General features: G+C 71.1%; 21 protein-coding genes and 1 pseudogene. 14 read left to right on the top strand and 8 right to left on the bottom strand.

What is annotated here, in order from left to right:
* Positions 1 to 4: 4 nt before the first annotated feature.
* The 3 genes from O7543_RS06000 to O7543_RS05990 all read left to right on the top strand — a co-directional run bounded on the left by O7543_RS06000 (position 5) and on the right by O7543_RS05990 (position 5021).
* Positions 5 to 1447 (top strand): methyltransferase, encoded by a 1443-nt coding sequence (locus tag O7543_RS06000; RefSeq protein WP_281554763.1) that lies wholly within the window; start codon positions 5 to 7, stop codon positions 1445 to 1447.
* A 67-nt stretch (positions 1448 to 1514) separates the two neighbouring features.
* Entirely contained in the window at positions 1515 to 3575 is a 2061-nt protein-coding gene (locus O7543_RS05995; protein WP_281555575.1) for a sulfatase-like hydrolase/transferase, read from the top strand.
* Positions 3576 to 3737: 162 nt separating this feature from the next.
* The gene (locus O7543_RS05990; RefSeq protein ID WP_281554764.1) at positions 3738 to 5021 is read left to right on the top strand and encodes a citrate synthase; all 1284 of its coding nucleotides are present in this window, start codon (positions 3738 to 3740) and stop codon (positions 5019 to 5021) included.
* A 57-nt stretch (positions 5022 to 5078) separates the two neighbouring features.
* Here O7543_RS05990 and glgB read toward each other — a convergent pair whose 3' ends face one another.
* From glgB to O7543_RS05970, 4 genes are all read right to left on the bottom strand, one after another.
* The gene (gene glgB / locus O7543_RS05985; protein ID WP_281554765.1) at positions 5079 to 7022 is read right to left on the bottom strand and encodes a 1,4-alpha-glucan branching protein GlgB; all 1944 of its coding nucleotides are present in this window, start codon (positions 7020 to 7022) and stop codon (positions 5079 to 5081) included.
* Entirely contained in the window at positions 7019 to 8428 is a 1410-nt protein-coding gene (locus tag O7543_RS05980; protein WP_281554766.1) for a glycosyltransferase family 4 protein, read from the bottom strand. The genes glgB and O7543_RS05980 overlap by 4 nt, the downstream gene beginning before the upstream one ends.
* A 312-nt stretch (positions 8429 to 8740) precedes the next feature.
* Positions 8741 to 9652, bottom strand: coding sequence for a DMT family transporter (locus tag O7543_RS05975; RefSeq protein ID WP_281554767.1), 912 nt, complete (start codon positions 9650 to 9652; stop codon positions 8741 to 8743).
* A gap of 179 nt (positions 9653 to 9831) precedes the next feature.
* Entirely contained in the window at positions 9832 to 10380 is a 549-nt protein-coding gene (locus O7543_RS05970) for a hypothetical protein (protein ID WP_281554768.1), read from the bottom strand.
* Between the two features lie 153 nt (positions 10381 to 10533).
* Between O7543_RS05970 and O7543_RS05965 the strand changes: the two genes are divergently transcribed.
* From O7543_RS05965 to O7543_RS05955, 3 genes are all read left to right on the top strand, one after another.
* Positions 10534 to 11640 carry a Vms1/Ankzf1 family peptidyl-tRNA hydrolase gene (locus O7543_RS05965; protein ID WP_281554769.1) on the top strand — a complete coding sequence of 369 codons (1107 nt, stop codon included), beginning with the start codon at positions 10534 to 10536 and terminating at the stop codon, positions 11638 to 11640.
* 188 nt (positions 11641 to 11828) lie between these two features.
* Positions 11829 to 12977: a SigB/SigF/SigG family RNA polymerase sigma factor gene (locus tag O7543_RS05960; RefSeq protein ID WP_281554770.1), complete on the top strand. Its 1149-nt coding sequence runs from the start codon at positions 11829 to 11831 to the stop codon at positions 12975 to 12977.
* Between the two features lie 36 nt (positions 12978 to 13013).
* Positions 13014 to 13238, top strand: a complete 225-nt coding sequence (locus O7543_RS05955) for a hypothetical protein (RefSeq protein WP_281554771.1) — start codon at positions 13014 to 13016, stop codon at positions 13236 to 13238.
* Positions 13239 to 13266: 28 nt separating this feature from the next.
* On the opposite strand, the gene O7543_RS05950 is transcribed toward O7543_RS05955, so the two are convergent.
* A complete protein-coding gene (locus O7543_RS05950) occupies positions 13267 to 14283 on the bottom strand; it encodes a glucosyl-3-phosphoglycerate synthase (RefSeq protein WP_281554772.1) in 1017 nt (338 codons plus the stop codon).
* A 151-nt stretch (positions 14284 to 14434) separates the two neighbouring features.
* Here O7543_RS05950 and secA2 point away from each other — a divergent pair, with 151 nt between their 5' ends.
* The 3 genes from secA2 (at position 14435) to O7543_RS05935 (ending at position 18061) form a co-directional block, all read left to right on the top strand.
* Positions 14435 to 16732: an accessory Sec system translocase SecA2 gene (gene secA2, locus O7543_RS05945; RefSeq protein ID WP_281554773.1), complete on the top strand. Its 2298-nt coding sequence runs from the start codon at positions 14435 to 14437 to the stop codon at positions 16730 to 16732.
* A gap of 100 nt (positions 16733 to 16832) precedes the next feature.
* A complete protein-coding gene (locus O7543_RS05940; protein WP_281555576.1) occupies positions 16833 to 17495 on the top strand; it encodes a GAF and ANTAR domain-containing protein in 663 nt (220 codons plus the stop codon).
* 83 nt (positions 17496 to 17578) lie between these two features.
* A complete protein-coding gene (locus O7543_RS05935) occupies positions 17579 to 18061 on the top strand; it encodes a DUF2231 domain-containing protein (protein ID WP_281554774.1) in 483 nt (160 codons plus the stop codon).
* A 60-nt stretch (positions 18062 to 18121) separates the two neighbouring features.
* Here O7543_RS05935 and O7543_RS05930 read toward each other — a convergent pair whose 3' ends face one another.
* Entirely contained in the window at positions 18122 to 18811 is a 690-nt protein-coding gene (locus O7543_RS05930) for a DUF305 domain-containing protein (protein WP_281554775.1), read from the bottom strand.
* A 133-nt stretch (positions 18812 to 18944) separates the two neighbouring features.
* On the opposite strand from O7543_RS05930, the gene O7543_RS05925 reads away from it, so the two are divergent.
* Together O7543_RS05925 and O7543_RS05920 are read left to right on the top strand one after the other, a co-directional pair.
* Entirely contained in the window at positions 18945 to 20450 is a 1506-nt protein-coding gene (locus tag O7543_RS05925) for a hypothetical protein (RefSeq protein WP_281554776.1), read from the top strand.
* Between the two features lie 211 nt (positions 20451 to 20661).
* Positions 20662 to 21237 (top strand): annotated as a pseudogene (locus O7543_RS05920) (patatin-like phospholipase family protein); the annotation flags it as partial.
* 276 nt (positions 21238 to 21513) lie between these two features.
* Here the strand turns inward: O7543_RS05920 and O7543_RS05915 are convergent.
* A complete protein-coding gene (locus O7543_RS05915) occupies positions 21514 to 22437 on the bottom strand; it encodes an AEC family transporter (protein WP_281554777.1) in 924 nt (307 codons plus the stop codon).
* Between the two features lie 277 nt (positions 22438 to 22714).
* On the opposite strand from O7543_RS05915, the gene O7543_RS05910 reads away from it, so the two are divergent.
* The 3 genes from O7543_RS05910 (at position 22715) to O7543_RS05900 (ending at position 24497) form a co-directional block, all read left to right on the top strand.
* Complete coding sequence (locus O7543_RS05910) at positions 22715 to 23392, top strand: winged helix-turn-helix domain-containing protein (RefSeq protein WP_281554778.1); 678 nt, start codon at positions 22715 to 22717, stop codon at positions 23390 to 23392.
* A gap of 194 nt (positions 23393 to 23586) precedes the next feature.
* On the top strand, positions 23587 to 23997 hold the full coding sequence (locus O7543_RS05905; protein ID WP_281554779.1) for a TraR/DksA C4-type zinc finger protein: 411 nt from the start codon (positions 23587 to 23589) through the stop codon (positions 23995 to 23997).
* 68 nt (positions 23998 to 24065) lie between these two features.
* Positions 24066 to 24497 carry a DUF2267 domain-containing protein gene (locus tag O7543_RS05900; RefSeq protein WP_281554780.1) on the top strand — a complete coding sequence of 144 codons (432 nt, stop codon included), beginning with the start codon at positions 24066 to 24068 and terminating at the stop codon, positions 24495 to 24497.
* Between the two features lie 38 nt (positions 24498 to 24535).
* Here the strand turns inward: O7543_RS05900 and O7543_RS05895 are convergent, their stop codons facing one another.
* The gene (locus tag O7543_RS05895) at positions 24536 to 26947 is read right to left on the bottom strand and encodes a glycoside hydrolase family 3 N-terminal domain-containing protein (protein WP_281554781.1); all 2412 of its coding nucleotides are present in this window, start codon (positions 26945 to 26947) and stop codon (positions 24536 to 24538) included.
* Positions 26948 to 26965: the final 18 nt, after the last annotated feature.

The raw sequence follows: 26965 nt of genomic DNA, 5'->3' as shown, positions 1-26965 counted from the left end.
ACCGATGATCTCCGAATCGACCACCTCGACCCTCCGTGACGAGCCCGGCTCGTTCCGGGACCCGGACAACCAAGTCTTCTACGCCGACGGCGCGGTGCTCCGCGGCCTGGGACCCCAGGCTGCGAGTGACTGGGCGGCAGTCCGGGACAGCGCCTTCCTGGCGCCGCTGATGGCTGCCGGCAAGGTCGTCGCCACCAAGGCCGTCGAGCCGGGAGACCTGCCCGCAACGGTCGCCGACCGGTGGACGACGGTGCTGCGACACGAGCGGGTGCCGTTCGTGTCCTACCCCTACGAGTGGTCCTTCGCCCAACTGCGCGACGCCGCCCGGCTGCATCTGGAAGTGCTGGAGGCGGCGCTCGCCGACGGGGTCACCATGACCGACGGCTCGGCGTACAACCTGCAGTGGCGCGGCGCCGACCCGGTCTTCATCGACGTGGGCTCGTTCCAGCCGGCCGCCACTGGCGAACCCTGGGCCGGCTACCGGCAGTTCTGCCAGACCATGCTCTACCCGTTGATGCTGCAGGCGCATCTGGGACTGGACTTCCAACCGTTGCTGCGGTCGCGCATCGACGGCATCGAGTCGGGTCAGATGCGGCGGCTGTTCCGCGGTGCCCGGCGGTGGCGGGCCGGTGTTTTCAAGCACGTCCACCTGCACGACGCGATGCAGACCCGGCACGCCTCGGCCAGTACCGGATCGGTGCGGGCGGAGATCCGCGACGCCGGCTTCTCCACCGAGCTCGTCCGGGCCACGGTCCGGGCCGTCGCCAAGCTGGTGGACCGCCTGGACTGGGCGCCGCCGGGCAGTCACTGGGTCGACTACCAGCAGACCTGTACCTACTCCGACGCCGACCGCACGGCGAAGACCACCTTCGTCGACGCCGAACTCGCCGCACACCGCCCGGGGACAGTGTTCGACCTCGGTGCCAACGACGGCACGTACTCCCGGATCGCCGCCGCCCACGCCGAGCAGGTGGTGGCCGTGGAAAGCGACCCGGCGGTCGTCGACCACCTGTACCGGCGGCTGCGCGCCGACGGGCAGCGGCGGATCCTGCCGATCCTGATGGACCTCGCCGACCCGTCGCCCGGCGGTGGCTGGGCCGGCAACGAGCGTACGTCGTTTACCGCCCGGGCCCGGGCGGACACGGTGCTTGCCCTGGCGGTCATCCACCACCTGGCGATCGGGCGCAACGTGCCGCTGCCAAGGGTCTTGGACTGGCTGACCGGTCTGCTGCCGGCCGGCGGCGGCACCGGCCAGATGATCATCGAGTTCGTCCACCCGGACGACCCGATGGCCCGGCAACTGCTTGCCAACAAGCCCGCCGGGCTCTTCCCCGACTACCACCGGGCGGAGTTCGAGCGGCTGCTCGCCGAACGGTACGAGATCACCCGGCGGGAGGAACTCCCGTCCGGCACCCGGACGTTGTACGCCGGGATCCCGCGTGGCTGACTCGGAGCCCGGTACCGCTGCGGCGGTACCGGCCCCGGCCGGCCCGCCGTCCGCCGATTCCCGTCCGTTGTCAGCCGACCCGGCCCCGCCTACCCGCAGGTCGACGGAGCTGCGTCGGCTGCTCGAGATCGTCGCACTGTGCGGCCTGGTCGTTGCGCAGCCGTTGCTGGATGTCGTCGGGCGCAGCCCGGACTTTTTCCTCTTCCACGGTGCCGGGACGGCCGAGATCCTGCTGCTGGTGGCGTTCTACGTGGTCGTACCGCCGCTGGTGTGCTGGTTGCCCGGCGCGCTGATCGGGCTGGCCGGTCCGTCGGTCCGCCGGACCGTTCACCTGGTGACGGTCGGGCTGCTGCTGGTAGCCCTGGCGGTACAGGTCGGCAAGCACCTGTTGCCGGTCCGAGGCCTGCCGCTGCTGGCCGCCGCGCTGCTGACCGGCGTGGCCGTGACCTGGGCCTACCGGCGCTGGCTTGGGCTGGGACAGCTGCTGCGGCTGGCTGCTGTCGGACCAGCGGTCTTCGTGGTGCTGTTCGTGTTCACCTCGCCGGCCTCGGCGGTAGTGCTCGGCAGCGAGCAGACCAGCGCCGGGCCTGGCACGGCCACCGGCGACGGCAGACACCCGCCGGTGGTGGTGCTGATCCTCGACGAGCTGCCGCTGTTGTCGCTGCTCGGCCCAGACGGGCGGATCGACGCCGAACGCTACCCGCACTTCGCCGAGCTGGCCGCCGGTTCGACCTGGTACCGCAACGCCACCGCGGTCAGTGGCTGGACCCCGTACGCGCTGCCGGCGATGCTGTCCGGCCGGTACCCCGAACGCGAAGTGGCACCGCACTACTCCCAGCATCCGGACAACCTGTTCAGCGCGCTCGGCGGTACCTACCAGATACGGGCGCAGGAGAGCATTACCGAGCTCTGCGCGCCGAGTCGCTGCGAGGCGGAGCCCACCACGGCGGCCCTGCCGGTGCTGTTCCAGGAGACCGCCGCCCTGCTCGGCCAGATCCTGTCGCCGGTGGAGAGCCATGACGACCCGACGGCGAGTTTCCGCGAGCCGACCCGCCGCGACGCCGGGCTCACCGGCGCGGCCCTGGTCGGCGCCGACGCCCCGACCGACCCCAGATTCCGGTTCGACGCCCTCGACGACAACCAACCAGCCCGGTTCACCACGTTCCTCGACGGCCTGGCCACCCCGGACCAGGGGCCAACGCTGCATTTTCTCCACCTGCTGATGCCGCACGCACCGTGGAGCTACCTGCCGTCCGGTGTCCGCTACGAGGCTCCCGAGGACTTCCCGAACGAAGGCGCCGGCTGGGTGGAGCTGGCCCGTCAGCGGCACCTGGCCCAGCTCGGCTACACCGACGGCCTGATCGGGCAGACCCTGGCGGCGTTGCGGTCGAGCGGCCGCTACGACGACGCGCTGCTGGTCGTCACCGCCGACCACGGGGTGAGCTTCACCCTTGGGGAGCAGGGGCGGGGCATGGGTGCGGTGCGGGCCGCACCGGCCGAGGTGCTGTGGGTGCCGACCTTCGTCAAGGAGCCGGGCCAGCAGACGGGTCGGGTCGACGACCGCAACTGGGAGCACGTCGACCTGCTGCCGACCATCGCGGCGCACGCGGACATCGACCTGCCGTTCGAGGTCGACGGCCGATGCGGCACCTGCCCGCCCCGGGAACGGGTGGACAAGCAGTTCCGGGACGTTCCGGGTGAGCCGGTGACGGTGCCGGGCCCGGCGACGTACACCGCCCTGACCACCGGCCAGGCCGGTCCGCCGTTACCCGCGCCGCTGGTGCCGGAGCTGGTCGGTCGCCCGGTCGTCGAGCTGCCGGTCACCGACGACGGCATTCGCGCCACCGTCAGCAACGAGAGCAGTTACACCGACGTCGACCCGGCAAGCGGCAACCTGCCTGCGCTGGCGTACGGCGAGCTGCCCGACCAGGTGGCGACCGGCGCTCCGCTCGCGGTGGCGGTGAACGGGCGGATCGCCACTGTGGTGCCGGCACTGGCCCCCGACGCCGAGGGGCGGCGGTTCGCCGCACTGATCACCGACGAGTCGCTGTGGCGCTCCGGCGACAACCGGGTGGAGATCTTCGAGGTGGTCGATGCCGGTACCGAGCTGCGGCGGCGCACTGACTGACTGGTGCTTTCATCCGTTTCTGGAGTATTTCGTGGTGTCCGACCACCGGATCGGGTGACGCATCCCTCACCCTCACCTGCTCGCTGCGGCAGCGCACCACCGCAGGATTACGGTAAGAAATGAGGCACTCGACGAAGATCTGCCGGCGAAGTGAGGGACCATATGACGGATGTGAAGCTGGACCATCCCGGTGGCCAACTGTCGATGCCGGTGCAGCCGGCCATCGAAGGTCCGCCCGGGATCGAGGTCGGGGCGCTGCTGAAGGAGACCGGTCACGTCACGTTCGACCCGGGCTACGTCAACACCGCCTCCTGTGCGTCGGCGATCACCTACATCGACGGCGATGCCGGGATTCTGCGCTACCGGGGCTACCCCATCGACCAACTGGCCGGCAAGGCGTCCTTCCTTGAGGTCAGCTACCTGCTCATCTACGGTGAGTTGCCGACCAGTGATGAGCTGGCTGCTTTCAGTGAGCAGATTCGGCTGCACACGCTGCTGCACGAGGAGATGCGTCGGTTCTTCGACGGCTTTCCCCGCGACGCGCACCCGATGGCGGTGCTCTCCTCTGCGGTGAGCGCCCTGTCAACCTTCTACCAGGACAGCCTGGACCCGTTCGACACCGACCACGTCGAAATTTCCACGGTGCGGTTGATGGCCAAGGTGCCGACCATCGCCTCGTACGCGTACAAGAAGTCGATCGGCCAGCCGCTGCTCTACCCGGACAACGCGCTCGGCTACGTGGAGAACTTCCTGCGGATGACGTTCGGTGTGCCGGCCACCGAGTACCAGGCCGACCCGGTCATCGCGCAGGTGCTGGACATGTTGTTCGTGCTGCACGCCGATCACGAGCAGAACTGCTCGACGTCAACGGTGCGGCTGGTCGGCTCCAGCAACGCCAACCTGTTCGCCTCGGTCTCGGCCGGGGTCAACGCGTTGTTCGGCCCGCTGCATGGCGGTGCGAACCAGGCGGTGCTGGAGATGCTGCAGGAGATCCACGCCTCCGGCGGCGACGTGCAGGACTTCGTCCGGCGGGTCAAGAACAAGGAGGCCGGCGTCAAGCTGATGGGCTTCGGCCATCGGGTCTACAAGAACTACGACCCGCGGGCGGCCATCGTCAAGCAGGCGGCGCAGGACGTGCTGGGCCGGCTGGACAAACCGGACCCGTTGCTGGACATCGCGATGCGGCTGGAGGAGATCGCGCTCGCCGACGACTTCTTTGTCTCCCGCAGGCTCTACCCGAACGTGGACTTCTACACCGGGCTGATCTACAAGGCGATGGGTTTCCCACCGAAGATGTTCACCGTGCTGTTCGCCCTGGGCCGACTGCCCGGTTGGATCGCACAGTGGCGGGAGATGATCGCCGACCCGACCAACAAGATCGGCCGGCCCCGACAGCTCTACGTCGGTCCGCAGGAGCGTCAGTTCGTCCCGGTCGGCCAGCGCTGAACCTCGTCGGCGGGGGCGCCTGCGCTCGCAGGCGCCCCCGCCGACGGCGTCGGACTGTCAGCCGGCGCGCGTCTCGGCCGTCTCGGTCGCTGGTCGGCCGCCACCGCCGTCGGTCCGCGCCACCGGGTCCGGGCGCAGCCAGACCATGGCGAACGGCCCGACCTGCAGCCCAGCGGACACCGGCTGACCGTGCAGTGGCGCACCGTCAGCCACGACGGCCCCGAGGTTGCCGACGTTCGATCCGCCATACCACTCGGCATCGGTGTTGATCGTCTCCTGCCAGCGGCCGGGCTGCGGCAGTCCGATCCGGTATCCGTGCCGGGGCACCCCGGAGAAATTGACCACGCAGGCCAGGACGCTACCGTCGCGGGCGCGCCGGAGGAACGAGACGACGTTGGCCTGCCGGTCGGTGTGGTCGATCCACCCGAATCCGCCCGGTGTCACGTCCAGCTCCCACAACGCCGGGCACTGCCGGTAGACCGCGTTCAGGTCCCGGAGCAGATTGAGAACCCCGCCGGCCGCCGGGTCTGCGGCCAGTGACCAGTCGAGCCCGCGCTGCTCGCTCCACTCCTGCTCGTCGGCCAGTTCACTGCCCATGAACAGCAGTTGCTTGCCGGGGAACGCCCACATGTAGGCAAGCAGCCCGCGTAGCCCGGCCAGCCGCTGCCACCGGTCGCCGGGCAGCTTCGCGGTCAGTGAGCCCTTGCCATGCACCACCTCGTCGTGACTGATCGGCAGCAGGAACTGCTCGGTGTGTGCGTACGCCGCCGGCCAGGTCATCTCGTCGTGGTGGTGGCTGCGGTGCACCGGATCGCGGGCGAGGTAGCTCAGCGTGTCGTGCATCCAGCCCATGTTCCACTTGAGCCCGAAGCCGAGCCCGCCCCAGTCGGTGGGTCTGGTGACCCCCGGCCAGGCGGTGGACTCCTCCGCGATCATCACGACGCCCGGATTGAGCCGGTACGCGGTCGCGTTGAGCTCCTTGAGCAACTCGATCGCCTCGGTGTGGGCGTTGCCGCCGGAGTCGTTGGGCAGCCACTGGCCCGGCCCCCGCGAATAGTCCAGGTACAGCATCGAGGCGACCGCGTCGACCCGCAGCCCGTCAACGTGGAACTCCTCCAGCCAGTACAGGGCGTTGGCGACGAGGAAGTTGCGTACCTCCCGCCGGCCATAGTCGAAGATCAGGCTGCCCCAGTCAGGGTGCTCGCCACGGCGCGGATCCGGATGTTCGTACAGCGCGGTGCCGTCGAACCGGGCCAGGGCCCAGGCATCGCGGGGGAAGTGCGCCGGCACCCAGTCCAGCAGGACTCCGATACCCGCGCCGTGCAGCCGGTCGACCAGATGCCGGAAGTCATCCGGGGTGCCGAACCGGGAGGTCGGCGCGTAGTAGCCGGTCACCTGGTACCCCCAGGAGCCGCCGAACGGATGCTCCATCACCGGCATCAACTCGACGTGGGTGAAGCCCAGGTCCGACACGTAGGAGACCAGTTGGTCGGCCAGTTCCCGGTAGCTGAGCCCGGGGCGCCACGAGCCGAGGTGCACCTCGTAGACGGACATCGGCCGGGCGTGGTGGTCACCCCGCCGGTTGCGCAACCAGTCCGCGTCCTGCCAGACGTACCCGGACTGGTACACCACCGAGGCCGTCCGGGGCGGCACCTCGGTGGCCTGCGCCATCGGGTCGGCCCGGTCCGCCCAGGAGCCGTCGCACCCCTGGACGCGGTACTTGTAGCGCTGTCCGGCGACGACGCCCGGCACGAAACCGGCCCACACGCCACCGGATTCGAGCCGGTCCAACTCCTGGCCGTCGTACGGGCCCCAGCCGGGACCGTCGCCGATCACCCGGACCCGGCGGGCGTTCGGCGCCCACACCGCGAACCGGCATCCGCCGGGCTGCGGGTGGGCGCCGAGCATCCGCCACAGTTGTTCGTGGCGTCCTTCGGCGAACAGGTGCAGGTCGATGTCGCCGATCGTCTCGGTCAGGGCAGCCTCCCGGGTAGCGGTCATCTGCTCCCCGCGCCGGCGAGGAGGTTTCCGTCCGGGATGACGATAGTGGCCTGTCCCTGCGCCATTCGGGCGGCTGCCCGTTCGGTGGCGAACGCCGAGGACTGGACGATCGCGGCGGAGTAGGTCACCGCGGTGCGGTGCGCGATCGCAGCCCAGCCGTACTGGTCGTGGACCATCCGGCGGGCCCGCCGGGCAACCTGCCGGGCCAGCGTCGTGTCGGCCAGCAGGGCGCCGACGGCGTCGGCCAGTCCGTCCGGGTCCTTCGGCTGGAAGGTCATTCCGGTGACCCGGGGTTCGACGATCTCGGCGAGCCCGCCGGTGGCCGACACAGCCAGCGGCGCGCCGGCTGCAGCGCCCTCCAACGCCACCATGCCGAATGGCTCGTAGACGCTGGGCACCGCGAAGCAGTCCGACGCCGCCATCAGGGCCGGCAGGTCGGTGCCGCCGAGGAAGCCGGGCAGCGTGACGGCGTCGCATAGCCCGAGCCGGTCGATGTCGGCCTCCAGTTCGGAGCGGTACGGTCCGTCGCCAGCGATCACCAGCCGCAGGTTGGGGTGCTGACGGCGCAGCCGGGGCAGCGCGGCGATCAGGTGCTGGACGCCCTTTTCGTAGACCAGCCGGCCGACGAACGACACCAGCGGCCCGTCGCCGGCGAACCGTGCCCGGGCGGCGGTGACCGCGTCCGTCGGCACCTGCCAGCGGCGGGCGTCCACTCCGTTGGCGACCACGTCGACCCGGTCCGGGCGCACCCCGAACAGGCTCAGCACCTCGTCGCGCATGTACGCCGAGCAGGTGATCACCCGGCACGACTCGTGGCCGAGCCAGTGTTCGATGGAGTGGATGGACTTGTTCATCTCGTCGGGGAGCCAGCCCTGGTGGCGGCCGGCCTCGGTGGCGTGGATGGTGGCGACGAGGGGGATGTCGAGGTGTTCCTTGAGGGTGACGGCGGTGTGGGTGACGAGCCAGTCGTGGGCGTGGATGACGTCGTATTCGGCGGTCTGGGTGGCGCGGAGTGCGGCGCGGGTGAGGGTGTGGTTGAAGGCCATGGTCCAGGCGAGGAGGCTGGGGGTGGCCAGGGGGAACAGGGGTGGGTCCTCGGCGGCGCGGATGATGCGGACGCCGTCGGCGTATTCCTCGAGGGGGGCGCCGGTGGCGTGGCGGGTGACGACGGTGACCTCGTGGCCGGCGTTGGCCAGGGCGACGGAGAGGGCGTGCACGTGCCGGCCCAGTCCGCCCACCAGCACCGGCGGGTACTCCCAGGACAGCATCAGGATCCGTCGGCGTCCGTCGGCGGCGTCACCGCCGGCCGGCAGCGGGGGGTGCGGTCGGGACGTCGGGACCGGACGGCACAGGCCGTCCTGAGTGACCAGTGCGTTGGCGAACTGGTCGCCGACCCGCAGGGGCATCGCGATCTTCTCCATTCATTCGAACAGGTGCGGGTGCGCCGGCGCCGGTGACGGCAGGACAGGCGGTGAGAGGGTGTTGCGGCGGTGATCTGGTGCTGCGCGACGAGGTCGAGCGGTGGCCGATGGCCGTGGCGCGGTTGAGAAGAGGTGGCCGACGGCCGGTGGCGGGTGGGCTGCCACGCTGCGGTGCGTGGTGCCGCCGTACTCAAGGAAACGACATCCCGACCGGATTCGCATCCTGTAGGTACCGGAGGTGACCGAAGACACTCGACCTCGGGTCGCCGGTGCCCCTGATGCCCGGCCGGCCGGCGGTCAGCGGCGGCAGAGCGCCAGCGGACGCGGCCGGTCGGAGACCGGGTCCATCGGGTCGGCGGTGTCGGTCGCTGCGGTCGGCGGTGCCAGCAGCAGGATCCCGACACCGGCGGTGCCGCAGGCGCTCACCAGCAGCACCATAGCGAGCGGCCCGTCAGCGAAGCGTTCCCCGAACAGCGCCACCCCGATCACCGCTGACGCGACCGGGTTGGCCAGGGTGACCGTGGCCAGCGGCGCGCCAAGGCCGCCGCCGCGGTAGGCGAGCTGTGACAGCAGCACCCCGGCGATGGCCATCGCGGCGATGGCCGGCACGGTCGGGCCGATCAGGGCGGCCACTGAGTGCTCGGCGTACTCGCGGGTCACCGCGTGGGTCAGCGCGGATGCGACGGCGAACGCGACGCCGGCGCCGGTGGCGTAGAGCAGGCTGCGGGGCACCGGGCGCCGCAGCGCCGCAGTGCCGGCGATCATCGCGGTGAGCACGACGGCGCTGGCCACGATCAGGACGGTGCCGTCCGCTGCGGTCATCCCGTCGCCGCTGCCCGGCACTGTCAGGGTGAGTAGCAGGAGCAGACCGAGCACGGTCGCCGCAGCCCCGACCCACTGCCGGGCGGCGACCCGCCGGGCGGTGAACGCGGCGCCGATCGGCAGGGCCAGCACGAGGGTCAGGACACCGAGCGGCTGTACCACCGACAGCGGGCCGTACGCGAGCGCCGCAACGTGCAGCAGCGCGCCGGCAGCGTTCAGCGCCACCGACAGCCACCAGCGCCGGGCCCGGAGCAGCGCCCGGACGATCGCCCGCCAGGGGGTCTGGGCCCCGAGCCGGACGGCGAGCCGTTCCTGGACCACGGCGCCGAGGGCGTACGCGCCGGCGGAGGCGACAGCGAAGGCCACGGAGATCAGTAAGTCGGTCACGACCGGGCCCGTCGGCACCCTTGGCGCGTCATCGTCCCATGATCCCTCACCCGACGCCCGTCACCCTCACCCCGTCGGGGGGCAGTTGTCTCCGTCTCACGAAGTACCCCGGTGCCGGGGTTCCTCCGTCAGGCGGAGGACGGAACCGGAGTGGATCTCCGGGTGGTGGCCACAAACGGTCAGGCCAGTATGACGACCAGCCCGGCGAGTGCGACCAGGAAGAGGAGCCCGAGGACCGCCTGGAACAGCAGCGCCGGACCGAGGTGCGACCAGACGGTCGGGGTCCGTGGGGTGAGGAACTGGCCGGTGGTGAGGTTGACGATGCGTTCCACCCTGGGTGGCAGCTCGGGGTCCTTCTGTCGGCGTACCGTCACCTGCACGTGGTCGGCCGGGTCAAGGGCGCTCTGCGGCACATGTCCGTGGATCTCCATCTCGCACAGCACCCCGGTGGTGTCCCGGATGTGCAGGGGGGTCACCAGGAACTCCGGCCCGTTGCGCAGTTCCTTCCACTTGCGGCGAGCGGCGGTGGAGCCGCTTCCGGCCAGGCGGACCGAGGCGAGCGCCGCCCCGAGTGCTCGGATCACCCCGGCCGCCGCGAGTACTCCGATCAGGACGGGCTGACCGATTTTGATCGGCCGGGAGTAGCCGCCGACCAGACGGACCACGTGTCCGGTGATGATCGGCCCGGGCCGGTGGACGGCTCGCTCAGGGAACAGTTCGGGATCCATCCATCACCACCCAATGTTTGTGTTTGTTCACGCATTGTATCGAGATAGTCGAGTGAATGCCGTGAATGAATGGGTTCATGGGGGAGGTGGTGGTTGATTTGAGGTGATTAGTCGAGCTGTCCGGGTATGCCGGTGGAGAGAGGGGGGTACGTCATGGATCTGTCCTTCCTGCGGCCGCTCTACGCCCGGCCCGGACCGTGGGCGTCGGTATACCTGGACGCCTCACACGACACCGAGGACGCGGTGGACGCGCTCGAACTGCGCTGGCGGGCGCTGCGTGATCAGTTGGACCAGCAGGGCGCCGATCCGGCGTCGGTCGCGGCGCTCGGCGCGGCGGTGACCCGGCATGTGCCCCGCACCGGTGAGTACGGTCTCGCGCTCAGCGCCGCCAGCGGCGAGGTGGTGCTGCACAACTATCTGCCGGCACCGCCCCAGCGTGACCTCGCCACGGTCGGCCCGCTGCCGCACGCGATGCCGCTGGTCGCTCAGCGGGGCGAGGAGATCAGTTGGCTGCGGGTACTGGTTAGTCGCACCGGGGCCGAAATCGACGCGGTCAGCGCCGGCGGGCTGCCCCGGCAGGCCGGCGTCGACGGCCCGGCCGCCCACCCGATCCGCAAGGTGAAACCAGGGGCCTGGTCCCAGGCCCGGTTCCAGCGGGCGGCCGAGGTGTCGTGGCGGCGCAACGCCGGTGCCAGCGCCGCGGCGACGGCAGCGCTGGCCGACCAGATCGGGGCCGAGGCGCTGGTGGTCGCCGGCGACCCGGACGCACGCCAACTTCTGGTCGGCCAACTACCGAGACGCTGGCAGTCGCGTACGGTGCAGACCGATGCCGGGTCGCGCGCGGTGGGTGCCGATCCCGAGCCGTTGACCGAGGCCACCATCCAGGCCATCGCCGCGGTGGCCGCCGAGCACACCGACCGGGCACTGGACCGCTACGGCGCGCAACAGGGCCGGGGCGATGGTCTGCCCGCCGTGGTCGACGCGCTGCAGCGGGCTCAGGTCGACACGCTGCTGCTGGTCGATGACCCCTCCTCGACCCAGCGGGTCTGGATCGGTCCGGAGCCGACCCAGATCGCCCTGGATCCGGCCGACCTGGCCGTCATGGCGGTGGACGAGCCCTGCGAGGTCCGCGCCGACGCGGCGCTGCTGCGCGCACTGGCGGCCACCGACGCCGATCTGGTGCTGGTCGGGCCCGGTGACGCTGATCTGGATGGCGGGGTCGGCGCCGTGCTGCGGTATTCCGATCCGGTCACCAGTTGAACGCACGGCCGGTGCGTCGGACGCCGTCCTCGGCGTGGAATTTTCATGGCATTCGGATCGGCTGGCGTCGTCACTGCCAGTAGGGTCCGGCTTAGTGAGGGCGTCGAGTCCGGTGCCGCACCGGACTCGCGACCCGATCAATGTGCCGGAATGCGGAGCTCAGGGCCGGATCACCGGGGAGGGGCGAAATGTCCGGACAAAGGCGTACGGTAACTCGTTCGGAACACGCGCTGGAGGACCTCGACGGAGCAGCTCTGTCCTACGCGGCCCGGTTCGCCGACCAGGCTGAGAGCCGGCGCCGGGACCTGCGGGAGGAGCTCGTCCAACTGGCCCTGCCGTTCGCCGGTCGGCTGGCCCGACGCTACCGCGGCCGCGGCGAGCCGCTGGAGGATCTTGAGCAGGTCGCCCGGCTCGGGCTGGTCAAGGCCGTGGACCGCTACGACCCGGACCGCGGCTCGTTCACCGCCTACGCGGCGGTGACCATCACCGGAGAGATCAAACGCCACTTCCGGGACCGGACCTGGGGTGTGCACGTGCCCCGCCGGCTGCAGGACCTCACCATCGAGGTGAGCCAGGCGACCGCGGTGCTGACCAGCGAGCTGTCCCGGTCGCCGACCGTCGCCGAACTCGCCGAGCGGCTGGACACCTCCGAAGAGGACATCCTCGCGGCCCTGGAATCCGCCGCCGGCTACACGCCCGCGTCGCTGAACGGGCCGGTCGGCGACGACGGACCCGCCGAGCTGGGCGACATGTTCGGCGCCCTCGACGCCGACCTGGAGTCCGTCGACGACCGGCTCACGGTCAGCGGGCTGCTCTACCGGCTGCCGGCTCGGGAACGCCGGATCCTCGCCATGCGCTTCTACGGCAACTACACCCAGTCGGACATCGCCGCCGAGTTCGGCATCTCCCAGATGCATGTCTCCCGGCTGCTGTCCCGGACCTTGACCTGGCTGCGCCAGGCGATGCTGACCGACGCCCCGCCCCGGTGGGAGTCCGGGATCGCCCAGCCGGAGCCGACCGACGCCGCGCTCACCATCTCCGTGCACCGCGTTGACGGCCGAACCGAGATCGGCCTGACCGGCGAACTCGACCGGGAGGCAGCCGAACGGGTCCGCGCCGGACTGGTCGACGCGGTGCGGGCCGCCGGCAGCGACGCCGAGGTCCTGGTCGACCTGGACGGCGTCGGCTTTGTCGACGCCGCCGGCATCGCCGCGTTGCTGGCCAGCCACGAGGCCGCCCGCCGCGCGGCGGTACGGCTACGGTTCGTCCGGCCGCAGCCCTACGTGCGACGCAGCCTGACCGTGGCCGGCCTGGCACCGCTGTTCGCCGTGGCCTGAGCCGCGTCCCGCTGGTCACCTCGATCGGGGGAACCCGTGCCGGCCGGTGCCGGCGGCGTCACCGGCGCCGATAGCGTGCCGACCGTGAAGCAACGTGGAAACCGCCTGGTCGCAGCGATCGTCGCAGGCGCGGGAACGTTCGCCTTCGGCCTCTCCGGAGCCGGGGACGACACATCGAACTCCGGTGCCATCGCACTGGTCGGGTTGGTGGTCGGTCTGATCGTGTTCCACGCCACCAAGCCGAGCGCGGGAAGCAAATAGCCGGTCGGCGGTCCGGCCGGGCTCGGCGTCAGCCGGCAGCCGCGGTTGCCAGCGCCCGCCGGTGCTGGCCCAGCGGGGGCCGTTCCTGGACCGACACGTCGCTGACGACGACCTCGCGTTCCAGATTGCTCAGTGCCTCGGCCTCGCCGCGGCGGAACTGGGTGAGTAGACCGCCGGGCGGACGTTCCGAGATCACCCAGCCCTTGCGGTAGAGCCGCGACCAGGCGGTCAACAGGATCTGGGCGGACATCCGTCCCAACGCCTCGGTGCTCTGGTGCCGGTGCCGCCGCTCGCCGAGGTCGACCTGGGCCAGGGAGTCCAGCCCACAGACGTCGAGCAGGTCGATCAGCATCGCGGTCTCCACCCCGTAGCCGGAGACGAACGGGATCTGCTCCAGCACGTCGCGTCGGCCGGCGTATTCGCCGGCCAACGGCTGGACGAATCCCGACAGGTCCGGCCAGAAGAGATTGAACAGCGGCCGGGCCATGATCTCCGTGACCCGGCCACCGGCATCCGCCTCGACGTCGCTCGACCGGACCAGCGGCCGGTGGTAGAAACCCTTGACGAAGCTGACCGACTCGTCGGTGAGCAGCGGGCCGAGCAGCCCGGTCACGAAGGCAGGCTGAAACTCCCGCAGGTCGGCGTCGACGAAGGCGATCAGATCCCCGTCGGCGGCGGCCAGCCCGGCCCAGAGCGCGTCGCCCTTGCCCTCCAGCCGCGGCAGGCCCCGGGTCATCTCGTCCTGGCCGACGACTCGGGCGCCGGCGGCCGCGGCCACGGCCGCCGTACTGTCGTCGGACCGGGAGTCGACCACCAACACGTCGTCGACCAGCGGCACCCGGTCCACCAGGTTCCCGACGATCGACTCGACGATGGCGCCGACGGTGGCCTCCTCGTTGCGGGCCGGCAGTACGACGCTCACCCGTCGGCCGGACCTGGCCTTGGCCATGGCCAGTTCCCAGGGCGTCCACCGGCCCGCCGACCCGGTGCGACGGGCGGTCCAGTCCGCAACCGTGGGAGCGACGGCCGTTCGCGCGTACCCCATGATCCACCCCCGTGACGACACTCGATCAGCTGCTGGCTACCCCACCCGGCGGGCGGTATGCGTCGTCCGATCGGGGTTCGGCCGCCACGGCTGAGCGTCCTGGGGCGGGTGGGGCACCGCGAGCCGGACGCGTCGCGTAGCGTTGACGGTCATGGGTGTGTCGCAGCGTCTGAAGAGTCGGTTCCGGCGTTTCCTCCAGCGGCCGGGCAGCACGGTCGACCTCGCTCCGTTGGCGAAACTGCTCCCCGACATCGCCGGCCGGGAGGACGACCTGCGGGCGCTCGACGACGCCGAGTTGACCGCCGAGGCCGGCCGGGCCAGCGAGTTCGTCGACCTCTGCGCAGTCGGCCGGGAGGCTGCCCGGCGGGCCATCGGCGAGCGGCCGTTCGACGAGCAACTGCTCGGCGCGATGTCCCTGCTGGCCGGCAAGGTCGCGGAGATGGCCACCGGTGAGGGCAAGACCCTGACCGCCACGATCGCCGCCTACGGGCACGTGCGGCGGGGCAACGGCCCGGTGCACGTGCTGACGGTCAACGACTACCTCGCCCGCCGCGACGCCGAGTGGATGGCGCCGGTCTACCAGTTGCTCGGGCTGACCGTCGGCTGGGTCACCGAGGCCAGCAGCCCCGAGCAGCGGCGCACCGCGTACCAGCGGGACGTCACCTACGTCTCGGTGAGCGAGGCCGGCTTCGACTTCCTGCGTGACCAGCTGGTCACCGACATCGCCGACCGGGTCCAGCCGCCGCTGTCCACGGCGATCGTCGACGAGGCCGACTCGATCCTCATCGACGAGGCCCGGGTGCCGATGGTGCTGGCCGGGGCGGTCGTCGGTGAACAGGACCCGGTGCACACCGCCGCCGCGCTGGTACGCGGGCTGCGCGCCGGCCGGGACTACGAGGTCGCCGACGACGGCCGCAGCGTCGCGTTCACCTCCGCCGGGCTGGCCGCGGTCGAGGCCAAGCTGGACGGCGTCGACCTGTACGCCGACGACAACGTCGGGCAGCTGTCCGCGATCCACGTCGCCCTGCACGCCCACGCGTTGCTGCACCGCGACGTCGACTACATCGTCCGCGACGGCGCCGTGGAGCTGGTGGACGAGATGCGCGGTCGGGTGGCGCAGCGCCGCCGGTGGCCGGACGGGCTGCAGGCGGCGGTCGAGGCCAAGGAGGGTCTCAACGCCACGGCCGAGGGTGAGGTGCTCGGCACCATCACCGTGCAGGCGTTCGTCGCGGCGTACCGCACCCTGTGCGGGATGACCGCGACGGCGGTCCTCGTCGGCGACCAGCTCCGCGAGTTCTTCAAGCTGGAGGTGGCGGTGATCCCGCCACACACCCCGTGCGTACGGACCGACGAGTCGGACCGGATCTACGCCACCCGCGCGGAGAAGGACGAGGCGCTGGTCGCCGAGATCAGCTCGGCCCACGCCACCGGGCGTCCGGTGCTGATCGGCACCCTCGACGTCAAGGAGTCGGAGAGCCTGGCTGCGTCGCTGGGCGAGGCCGGTGTGCCCTGCGTGGTACTCAACGCCAAGAACGACGACGAGGAAGCCGCGATCATCGCCGAGGCCGGCGCGCTGGGTGCGGTGACGGTGTCCACCCAGATGGCCGGGCGCGGCGTGGACATCCGCCTCGGCGGCAGCGACCAGTCCGACCGGGACCAGGTCGCGGAGCTGGGCGGGCTGTACGTGATCGGCAGCGGTCGGCACGACAGCCGGCGGGTGGACAACCAGTTGCGCGGCCGGGCCGGTCGCCAGGGCGACCCGGGTGGTTCGGTGTTCTTCGTCAGCCTGGAGGACGACCTGGTCGTCCGGCACGCCCCGGACGCGATCCCACCCTCGCCCCGGATGACGCCCGACGGCATCGTCCAGGACGAGCAGGTGGATTTCGCCATCGAACACGCCCAGCGGATCGCCGAGGGTGTCGACTACGAGATCCACCGGAACACCTGGCGCTACAGCGTGGTGATCGAACAGCAGCGCAAGGCGCTCGCTGAGCGGCGGGAGCGGCTGCTGACCACCGAAGTCGCCGCGCTGATGCTGATGGACCGGTTTCCGCAGCGGTGCGCCGAGATGGACGAGGACCTGCTGTCGCGGGCGGCCCGTTCGATCGCCCTCTACCACCTGGACCGGCTCTGGACCGAACACCTCGCCGAACTGTCCGAGGTGCGCGAGGGTGTGCATCTGCGGGCGCTCGGCCGGCTCGATCCACTCGACGAGTTCCACCGGGCTGCCGTGCCCGCGTTCAACCAGCTGATCCCGGAGATCGAGGCCCGCACCGTCGCGACGTTCGAGCAGACCGAGTTCGACGAGGACTGGCAGCCTGACGAGGCCCAGCTGGTACGGCCCAGTGCGACCTGGACCTACCTGGTACACGACAACCCGTTCGGCTCCGAACTGGACCGGCTGATCTCCTCCGTTGGCCGCCGGCTCAGTGGCAGCGGCCGCCGCTGAGCGCGGCCAGGGCTCGATCACGTTGACCCAGGCCGACCCGGCGGACAGCAGGCTGGCCGTACTGGAGACCGCCGCCCTGCTGCGGGAGCTGACCGCCGGCATGATCCGGTGCACCGATTTCGACCAGGCGGTGGAGCATCTCGCCCGCACCACCCGATCCGCGCTGCCCGGGGTGACGTATGCGAGCGTCTGTTTTCTCCGGGCCGGCCGGCCCGCTTCGGTGGCGGCGTCCGATCCACTGGTCAAGGATCTGGATGAGCTTCAGTACGCCTCCGACGGACCGGCGATGACCGCGATCCGGGACCGCGAGATCGTGCTGGCCGATCCGGGTGCCGACTCGCCGCGCTGGCCGCAGTGGAGCCGGGCGGCGGTCGACCGGGGGATCCGTTCCGTGCTCTGCGCGCCGGTGGACGTCGACGACGAGGCGATCGGTGCGATCAACCTGTACGCGGAGCGGGTCGGGGCGCTCGGCGTCGGCGAGCAGTTGACCGCCCTGCTCCTCGCCGAGCACGCCGGACTGCTCCTCGCAGCGGTGCGGGACCGGCGTCGCGGCGGGGCGGCGGGCGGGGCCGACGCCGACCGTCCGGAGTACGGCGACGTGATCGGCCCGGCGATCGGCATCGTGATGACCCAGCGGCGGTGCCCGGCCGGGGAAGCGCTCGCGGTGCTGCGCGAGGCGGCCGAGGCGACCGCGATGCCGTTGCCGGAGGTCGCCGAGCGGCTGGTGGCGTCGGTGCTGCGGGCCGACAGCCAGCAGCGGTGAATGGCGGGTGGGTTCGCGGCGGGAGATACTCGGGTAGCACCGGCGGTGTGACCGGTGCGACCAGTGGGAAGGGCGTGAGGGCGATGCAGGCGCAATTCCGCGTGCCCGGCCAGCCGATCCAGCCGATGCTGGTGACCCTGCCGTTCGGACTATTCGTCTGTGCGGCCCTGTTCGACATCTCGGTGGTGGCCGGGGCACCCGACCTGTTCGGTGAGGTCGGCTACTGGACGTTGGTCGCCGGGCTGGCCGCCATGGCGCTGACCGTGGCGGTGGGTCTGGTCGATCTCTGGGACGAGCCGTCCGGTCCGGTCCGCTCCTCGCTGGTCCGGTTCAACCTGATCAGTACGGCGATGGGTGGGCTGTTCCTGCTCGCCGGCTTGATCCGTACCTCCGGTCCGACGTCGTTGGCCGGCGTCCCGTTGTTGATCGTGGAGCTGGTCGGCCTCGGCGTGGGGGTGGCGGGCCTGCGTCACGGCACGGCTCTGCTGCGCCACGTCGGGGAGGTGGCGGCCGCCGATGAGGGCATTCGCCGGTCGGACGGGTTGGACGCGCTGGCCCGCCGCTAGCTCGCCGCACAGCGGCCGGTCCCGCGTGACCCGGTCCCGCGCGATGCGGTGGGTGCCGGTTCAGCTGTCCAGCAGGTCCCGCATCCGGTTGATCTCGACGGCCTGTTCGGCCGCGATCGAGGTGGCGAGTTCCTCGACGGTCACGTCGCTGCCGCCGGTGAGCACCCGGTCGGACATTTCGACGGCACCTTGGTGGTGGTCGGTCATCATCGCCACGAAGAGCCGGTCGAACTCGGCTCCCCGGGCGGCCGCCAGTTCCCGGACGGCCTGCTCGGTCTGCATCCCGGGCATCGTGTCGTGGTCGTGTTCACCGGCGGGTAGCCGCCGGTCCTGCAGCCATTGCCGGAGTACGGCGATCTCGGCGGCCTGCCCAGCCCGGATGCGGTCGGCGAACGCCCGTACCCCTGGGTCGGCACTGCGGTCGGCGGCGAGCGCTGCCATCTGCACGGCCTGGGTGTGGTGCGGGATCATCATCTGGACGTACCAGGTGTCCAGCGCGTTGTACTGCGGTGGATCGATGGTCACGTCCGCACCGGGGCGCAGCTCGGCCGGCTCGCCGGGCCGGCCGGGAAGGATCACCGGCGGTGCGTCCGTGCCGGTGGACGTTCCCGCCGACCCGGTCGCTGCGTCGTTGGTGGTGGCCGAGGTCGTTGCGGTGGTCCGTAGCACGACCACCGCGACGACGACCACGGCCGGGATCAGGGCGAGTGCCAGTAGCCGCCGGTGCCGGCCGAGTGACAGTCGGGACATCGGACCTCCCGAGGTGGACGGTCGCGATGCTATCCGGCTAACTCCATGTATCGATGTGATTACTGTCACATCGATGTCGGGAACTCGGCGGTATCGTCGCAGCATCATCAATCCCTTTCGAAGGGTGCCGCACATGATCAGACGTTCCCCACGAGGGCCGCGGCAGCTCCGGACGGTGGCAGTGGCGGCGATCGCCGTCCTGTTCGGCAGCACCGCGTTGGCGACACCGAGTCATGCAGGGACCCCGTTCGACGTCGACTGCGCCGACGCCACCGACGCGCTGGCGGTCGAGTTGTGCCTGGCCCAGGCGTCGGCGGCGGGCACCGACGACCCCGGACTCGGCGTCGACGAGATCGACAGCAGTCGGAACCTGCGCCAGATCGCCAGCCTGCCCAAGCCCGCGCCGTTCGACACCGAGTCCTCGTTGAACTCGGACCTCGCCTTCCAGGGCAGGTACGCCTTCGTCGGCAACTACAACGGTTTCGTGATCTACGACATCGCCAACCCGCGGCGGCCGCGACTGGTGTCGCAGGTGGTCTGCCCGGGTGGGCAGAACGACGTGTCGGTCCACGGTGACCTGTTGTTCCTGTCCACAGACTCGTCGCGCAGTGACGACTCCTGCGCCAGCACCTCCCAGTCCGCGTCGGTGAAGGAGTCCTGGGAGGGCATCAAGATCTTCGATATCCGGGACAAGGAGAACCCCCGGTACGTCAAGTCCGTCGAGACGAACTGCGGCTCACACACCCACACCCTGGTGCCGGCGAAGAGCCGTGCGTTCGTGTACCTCTACGTGTCGTCGTACAGTCCGTCGACGAATTTCCCGGACTGCCAGCCACCGCACGACCTGATCTCGATCGTCAAGGTGCCGTTGAAGAAGCCGACCGACGCGGCCGTGGTGGCCACCCCGGCGATCTTCCCGGACGGCGGCAACCCGGGTGGCAACGGCAGTTCCACCACCACCGGCTGCCACGACATCACCGCGTACCCGCAGAAGGACCTCGCGGCGGGCGCCTGCATGGGCGACGGCGTGCTGCTGGACATCTCCGACCGGGAGGCGCCCCGGGTCATCCACCAGGTCCGGGACACCACCAACTTCGCCTTCTGGCACTCGGCGACGTTCAACAACTCGGGCACCAAGGTGGTCTTCACCGACGAACTCGGCGGCGGCGGGGCGGCGACCTGCAACCCGACCATCGGTCCGGACCGGGGAGCCAACGCCATCTACGACATCACCGGTACGGGTGACGCGCGGACGCTGGTCTTCCGCAGCTACTTCAAGATCCCCCGGACCAACGGGTCGACCGAGAACTGTGTGGCCCACAACGGTTCGCTGATCCCGGTCCTGGGCCGCGACATCATGGTCCAGGCCTGGTACCAGGGCGGCATCTCGGTCTGGGACTTCACCAACTCGGCCAGGCCGCAGGAGATCGCCTACTGGGAGCGGGGACCGGTCTCGGACACCCGGATGGTCACCGGCGGACCATGGTCGACGTACTACTACAACGGCTACATCTACTCCAGTGACATCCAGAAGGGCCTGGATGTGCTGGACCTCAAGGACTGGCGGACGGCGAGCGCCAAGCTGGTCCGGTTCCCGGAGCTGAACGTGCAGACCCAGCCCTGGTACCTCAGCTGGTGACACCGCCCTTTTGAGACCGAGCGGGCGGTGGGTGGTCGGACTGCGGTCCGACCACCCACCGCGCCTGACCGACCTGGCTGGTTGTCCGGATGTTCATCCATAGGTAGCCGGGCGTTCGGCTTCGGCGCGTTGCGCTCGGTGGCGGTGCCGCCGGCAGGGCTGGAGTGGTTGGACGGACGGCGGTCCCGTCGTCGAGGTCGACGCGTCGGAGGTGGCGGTGACGGGACGAGCTGTGGTGTTCGGCGCTGGCGGGGACGGCTGGGCCGGCTGGCAGTTGGGGATGCTCGTCGGACTCGATCGGGCTGGCGCCGGACTGCGCACGCCGGACCTGGTGGTAGGGACGTCGACCGGCGCCCTGGTGGCGGCGCTGGTCTACGGCGACGCTGGTCCTGCCGCGGCCGTGCGGACCGTACGGCGGGTCGGGACCTGGCCGGTGACAGCCCGGCAGACCGACTACGAACTGGTCGACGAGACCCGCCGGAGCCTGCGTGCCGGCGGTGCCACGTCGTCGCAGGCCCGGGCGCAGCTTGGGCGGCTGGCACTCGCCGCCGACCCGTCGGACGCCGCCGTGGGTGCCGTTGCGGACCTGCTGCGGGACCACCGCTGGCCCAGCGCGCCCCGGCTGCTGGTCACCGCGGTCGACGCGGACAGCGGTCAGCTGGTGGCGTGGGACTCGACGTCCGGCATCGCCCTGCCACGGGCAGTCGCGGCCAGTTGCGCGCTGCCGGGGGTGACCGGGCCGGTGGCGGTGGACGGCCGCCGCTACATCAGCGGCGCAGTCCGTTCGACGAGCAACCCGGACCTGGCGGCCGGCGCGGCGACGGTGCTGGTTCTGGCCGACGGCGGGCCGGCGGAGGCCGAGGCGGCGGCCGAGGCGGCGGCCTGGCGAGATCGTCCCGCCGAGGGTTGTCCCGCCACGCCCATGTTCCTGACGCCGGATGCGACAGCACGGGCGGCGCTCACCGGTGACCCGGATGATGCTGTCGTGTTCGCGGCGGCGCTCGCCGCCGGTGAGCGTCAGTCGTCGGGGTACGCCGGCCAGGTTCGCGCCCACTGGGGGACGTCAGCCGAGCACGGCGGCGATCAGCATCAGGGTGACGGCGGTGGCGACCGTGGAGAGCACCACCGAGTCCCGGGCGAGGCGTTGACCGCGCTGGTACCGGGTGGCGAAGATGAAGACGTTCTGCGCCGTCGGTAGCGCGGCGGTGACCACTGCGGCGAGCAACGCGGTGCCGCTGAGGCCGAGACCGTGTCGGGCGATCAGGTAGGCCGCCGCCGGCTGGCCGAGCACCTTGAGGGCGACGGCGGTGTAGCGTTCCCGGGCCTGCGGGTCGGCCGCCAGCGGCCGGCTTCCGGGCAGGGACATTCCGAGGGCCAGCAGAGCCAGCGGTACGGCGGCCGCACCAAGCAGTTCGGCGGGGCGCAGCAGCTCGGCGGGTGGCTGCCACCGGCTGATCGCCAGTGCCAGGCCCGCCGCCGAGGCGATCATGATCGGGTTGCGGGCCGGCAGGGACAGCAGCCGACGGACGGACGGGCGGCGGTCGCCGGCGGTGAAGTCCAGGACGGCGAAGGCCACCGGTGCCGCGACGAGCACCTGGAACAGCAGCACCGGCGCGACGACCGAAACGTCGTCGAGCACGTACGCCGCTACCGGGATGCCGAGGTTGGCTGCGTTCACATAGGAGGCGCCGAGCGCGCCGATGGTGACATCGCCGGCCGGCCGCTGCCACAGCCAACCGGCGAGCGCCAGGTAGGCGGCCGCCACCACCACGGTGCTCGCCAGGTAGGCGAGGAACGCGGGGGTGAACACCTCGGTCGGGGACGTGCCCGCCAAGGTGGTGAACAACAGCGCCGGCGTCGCGATGAAGAAGGCCAGCCGGGCCAGGACGGCGGTGCCATCCGGGCCGAGCAGCTCGAAACGGCCGATCAGGTACCCGATCAGGGTCACCGACCAGATCGCGGCGAACCCGGCGACGATGGCGCGCATGTGATCATCCTGCCGGTTCGGCAATAGCACCGAGGTCGGGTATCCAGAGCGAGCAATCGATTACGGTGCGCTTGTCAATCATCACATTCCTGCAACGCCGTCCGGTATTGACCCGGGAGCGTGGGAGCGGCAGCATCGGTTCGTGCGCAGCCGCCGGCGCACCGGGTCGTCCCCTGTGTCCGGTGCTGGCTGCCGCGTCCCAGCCGGCTGCCGTTGCGTACGGACACCAGCCGGCGGCCGGGATACACGCTTCCGGCCGGAACTGTCTAGGAGGACCATGTCGGTCAGCCCTGCCTCGCCGCGCGCCGGCTGGTCCGGTTTGCCACCGTCTGGTGCGGCCCGTCCGCCCGCCGCGCCGCGGCGGGGGACCGGCCCGGCGATGGCGACCGTGACCGTCACCGTGTCGATTCCGCTCACCGCCGGCGAGGAGGCGCTCTCGTCGTCCGCCCGCCGGTTGTTGGAGGCCGCCCGGGAGCTGGTGGAACGGGGTGAGGCGACGGTGGAGATGCCGACGGTCGACGCGACCCGGGCGCAGCCCGGCGCGGCGCTCGACCAGATCGGCGCCGGCCGCGACGCGCCGGGTCCGACGTCGGCGGCCGGTGGGGTGTTCACCGACCCCGCCACCCGGTCACGGCGGACCACCACGGTCGCCGTGCCGGCACTGCACGTCATGGTCGCGTCGCGGACCGTTCTGTTGGACGGCGAGCCGCTGCTGCTGACCCGACTCGAGTTCGATCTCCTGCTGCACCTGGTGGAGAACCCTCGCCGGGTCTTCACCCGGTTGCAGTTGCTCGCCGCGGTATGGGGCTACGAGCACACCGGGGTGCGTACCGTGGACGTGCACATCCGCCGGCTCCGCGGCAAGGTGGGCAACTCGCCCCTGATCACCACCGTGTACGGCGTCGGCTACCGGCTCGCCGACGACGTCCGGATCAGCATCGACACCGCCGGCTGACCGCACTGCCGGGACCGCACTGCCGGCGGCCCCGATCGACGTCGGCGAGGCCCGGAGGCCGCGTGGCTGGCCAGGGGTTGGACGGGGTTTGCCGGCCGTCGGCGACGGGTAAGTGGCGGATCTTCGCGGCGACCCGGTGCCGGAGTCCGAGCCGGTCATGGCTCGCCGTAACCGATCTGAAGGGGGATGGGCGCATGCTGACGCATGACGTGAACCGGCGACCGGGACTCGGCGTACCGGGAACCATCGACAGTGATCGTATCCGCACCGCGCTGACCAGCCGGTACCAGGAGTTGACGGCTGAGTACGAGCAGGCGATGACGCAGAGCCAGGTGCTGCGGCTGGTCGAAGGGGGCGACACCGCCGGCGACGACCAGGCCGACAGCGGCACGAAGACCGCCGAGCGGGACGCGGCCCAGTCTTTGATCCGTACCATCCTGGAGCGTCGCACCCAGTTCGAGCATGCCCTGGCCCGTCTCGCCGCCGGCGACTACGGGCGTTGCGAGGGCTGCGCCGTAGCCATTCCGGTGGAGCGGCTGGAGATCTACCCCTCGGCCACCACCTGCGTCACCTGCAAGCAGTCCCGGGAACGGCGGGCGGCCTGACCGGGACCGTGCGGATCACGAGCGCCCCCCGGATCACCGGCACCACGAACCGACGAGGGAGCACGAAGATGACGACTGCCCAGCTGACTGCCATTGACGCCACCGTGGACAAGACCAACCGGTTGCTCAGCGAGATCGAGCACGAACTCGGCTGGCCGGCGCAGCGCCGCCAACAGTCCTATTCGGCGCTCGCCGCCGTGCTGCACACGTTGCGCGACCGGCTACCACTGGCCGAGGTGGTGCAGCTCGCGGCGCAACTGCCGCTGCTGGTCCGCGGGCTGTACTACGAGGGCTGGGACGCCACCTCGGCTCCGACGAAGCTGGACCGTGCCGAGTTCGTCGCCCGGGTGCGCCGGGACTTCCCGTTCGACGTCGAGGGCGGCGCCGAGCAGGTGATCCGGACGGTCAGCCGGGTGCTTCGACGGCACGTCAGCTCCGGCGAGTGGGACGACGTGCTGGCCACCGTACCGGTCGAACTGCGTGACCTGCTGAGCGACTGACGCCGCTGCCCGCACCGCAGCGGGCAGCGGCACCCCCGTCACCGTACGGTCACCTCGGTGGCCAGCCGGCGTCGGTGGTCGACCTGCCGCTGGGCGCCGACCAGCCGGACCGCGACCCGGTGGCGGACGTCGGTGCTCGACGCGGCCAGCCGCAGCTCCAGATCGCCGGGCTCGACGACCCGGCGCCCGTCCCGCCCGGTGAAACACGACAGGTCGGCGGAGAAGTCGAACTCGACCCAGCGCGCCTGGCCAGCCTGCAACAGCACCCGGGCGTACCCGACCAGCCGGATCACCGGTCGGGTGACCTGCGCCACCGGGTCGTGCAGGTACAGCTGGACGATCTCGCTGCCCGCGCGGTCACCGGTGTTGCGTACCCGCAGTCGGATCCGCAGCGTGCCGTCGGTGCCGATCTGCGCCGGAGCCGCACCCCGGTCGTGCTCGACCCCGTCGACCAGCGGCGTCGACCACTCGAACGAGGTGTACGACAGGCCATGACCGAACGGGTACAGCGGACCGGGATCGACATTGCTCACCTCGGTCCGGTGTCCCAGCAGCGGGCTGAGATAGCTGGTCGGCTGGCCGCCGGCCTGCCGAGGAACCCCGATCGGCAACCTGCCGGACGGGCAGACCCGGCCGCTGAGCACACCGGCGACCGCGCGGCCCCCCTCGGCACCGGGGAAGAACGCCTGCACCACCCCGGCCAGCCGGTCGGCGTACCGGCCGAGCGCGTACGGGCGTCCGGTCAGCAGCACCAGTACCACCGGGGTGCCGGTGGCGACCAACGCCTCGATCAACTCACCCTGCCGTCCGGGCAGTTCCAGGTCGGTGGCGTCGCAGCCCTCGCCGGAGGTTCCGGCGCCGAACAGCCCGGCCCGGTCCCCAACCACCGCGACACAGACGTCGGCCCGCGCCGCAGCGTCTGCGGCCACCACGATGCCCGGAGTGTCCTGCCCGTCCACCGGGCCGGTGGTGACGTGCTCGATGGCCGCTGCAGGCAGCTCGGCCCGCAGCGCGGCCAGGACGGTCCCCATCGGGAGTTGGTCACCGGCGTCGGCCGGGACGGTACCGACGTGGCTGGGGAACGTGTAGCAGCCCAGCAGCCCGTTGACTGAGTCGGCCAGCGGTCCGACCACCGCTACCCGCCCCTGCTCGGGCAGCGGGAGGACGGTGTCGTTGGCCAGCAGGACCACCGATTCCTCGGCCAGCCGCCGGGCCAGGTCCCGATTCACCGGCGGGTCCAGGTCGATACCCGGCCCAGCGGACGGCCCGCCCGCCTCGCTCGGGTGGTCCGCCCCGGCCAGTGCCGGTGGCACCGGATCCCAGTCCGGGTCGAGCAACCCCAGCTCACATTTCTGCCGCAGGACGCGGGTGACGGCCCGATCGACCACCGACTCCGGCACGGCACCCTGCCGGACTGCCTCGACAAGCGGGGCTCCGTAGCACCGTACCGCCGGCAGTTCGACGTCGACCCCGGCGCTGAGCGCCAGAGCGGCGGCGGTGGTGGGACCGTCGGCCACCCGGTGCAGCAGCTCCAGGAACGACACACCGAAGTAGTCCGCGACCACGGTGCCGGTGAACCCCCAGCGGCCACGGAGCAGATCGGTGAGCAGACCGCCGTCTGCCGCCGCCGGTACGCCGTCCACCTCCGCGTACGAGTGCATCACCGATCGAGCGCCACCGTCGCGGACGGCCATCTCGAACGGTGGGAGCAGGACGTCGGCGAACTCTCGCGGGCCGACCGACACCGGCGCGAAGTTGCGCCCGGCCCGGGAGGCCGAGTAACCGGCGAAGTGCTTGAGGGTGGCCACCACCCCGGCCGATTCGAGCCCACGCACGTATGCGGTGCCGATCGTGGCGACCAGGTACGGATCCTCGCCGATAGTCTCCTCGGTACGACCCCAACGGGGGTCCCTGACCACGTCGAGCACCGGGGCGAGTCCCTGGTGCACCCCGACCGACCGCATGTCCTGCCCGATCCGACGCGCCATCTGTGTCACCAGGTCAGGGTCGAAGCTGGCACCCCAGGCCAGTGGGGTCGGGTACACGGTGGCGCCCCAGGTCATGAACCCGGTCAGGCACTCTTCGTGGATCAGCGCGGGAATACCGAAGCGGTTGCCGGCGACGATCTCGGCCTGCAGCCGGTGCAGCGCCCGGGCACCGTCGGCCGGAGTCACCGCCGTGGTGCCGAACGGGCGGGTCAACTGCCCCAAGCCGGTGTGCAGCAGGTCGGCCCAGTCAACTGACTCGTCGACCAGATCATGCTGCAGCGGGGCCATGTCGTCGATCGAGGCATTGGCGCCCCGCCAGTAGCTGTACAGCTGTGCGATCTTCTCCGTCAGCGACATCCGACTAAGCAGGTCGAACACCCGTTCCTCCACCGGTAGGGTGAGATCGCGCCACGGCGCTGACCGATCGAGGGCCTCGTCCAGGGCATGGTTCGTGCCGCTCACCGGCAGCCTCCTGTCGAT

The organism is Solwaraspora sp. WMMA2080 (assembly GCF_027497395.1).
Classification (GTDB): domain Bacteria; phylum Actinomycetota; class Actinomycetes; order Mycobacteriales; family Micromonosporaceae; genus Micromonospora_E.
Note: the sequence above shows the minus strand (reverse complement) of the source record. Positions and strands in the feature narration are given on the sequence as shown.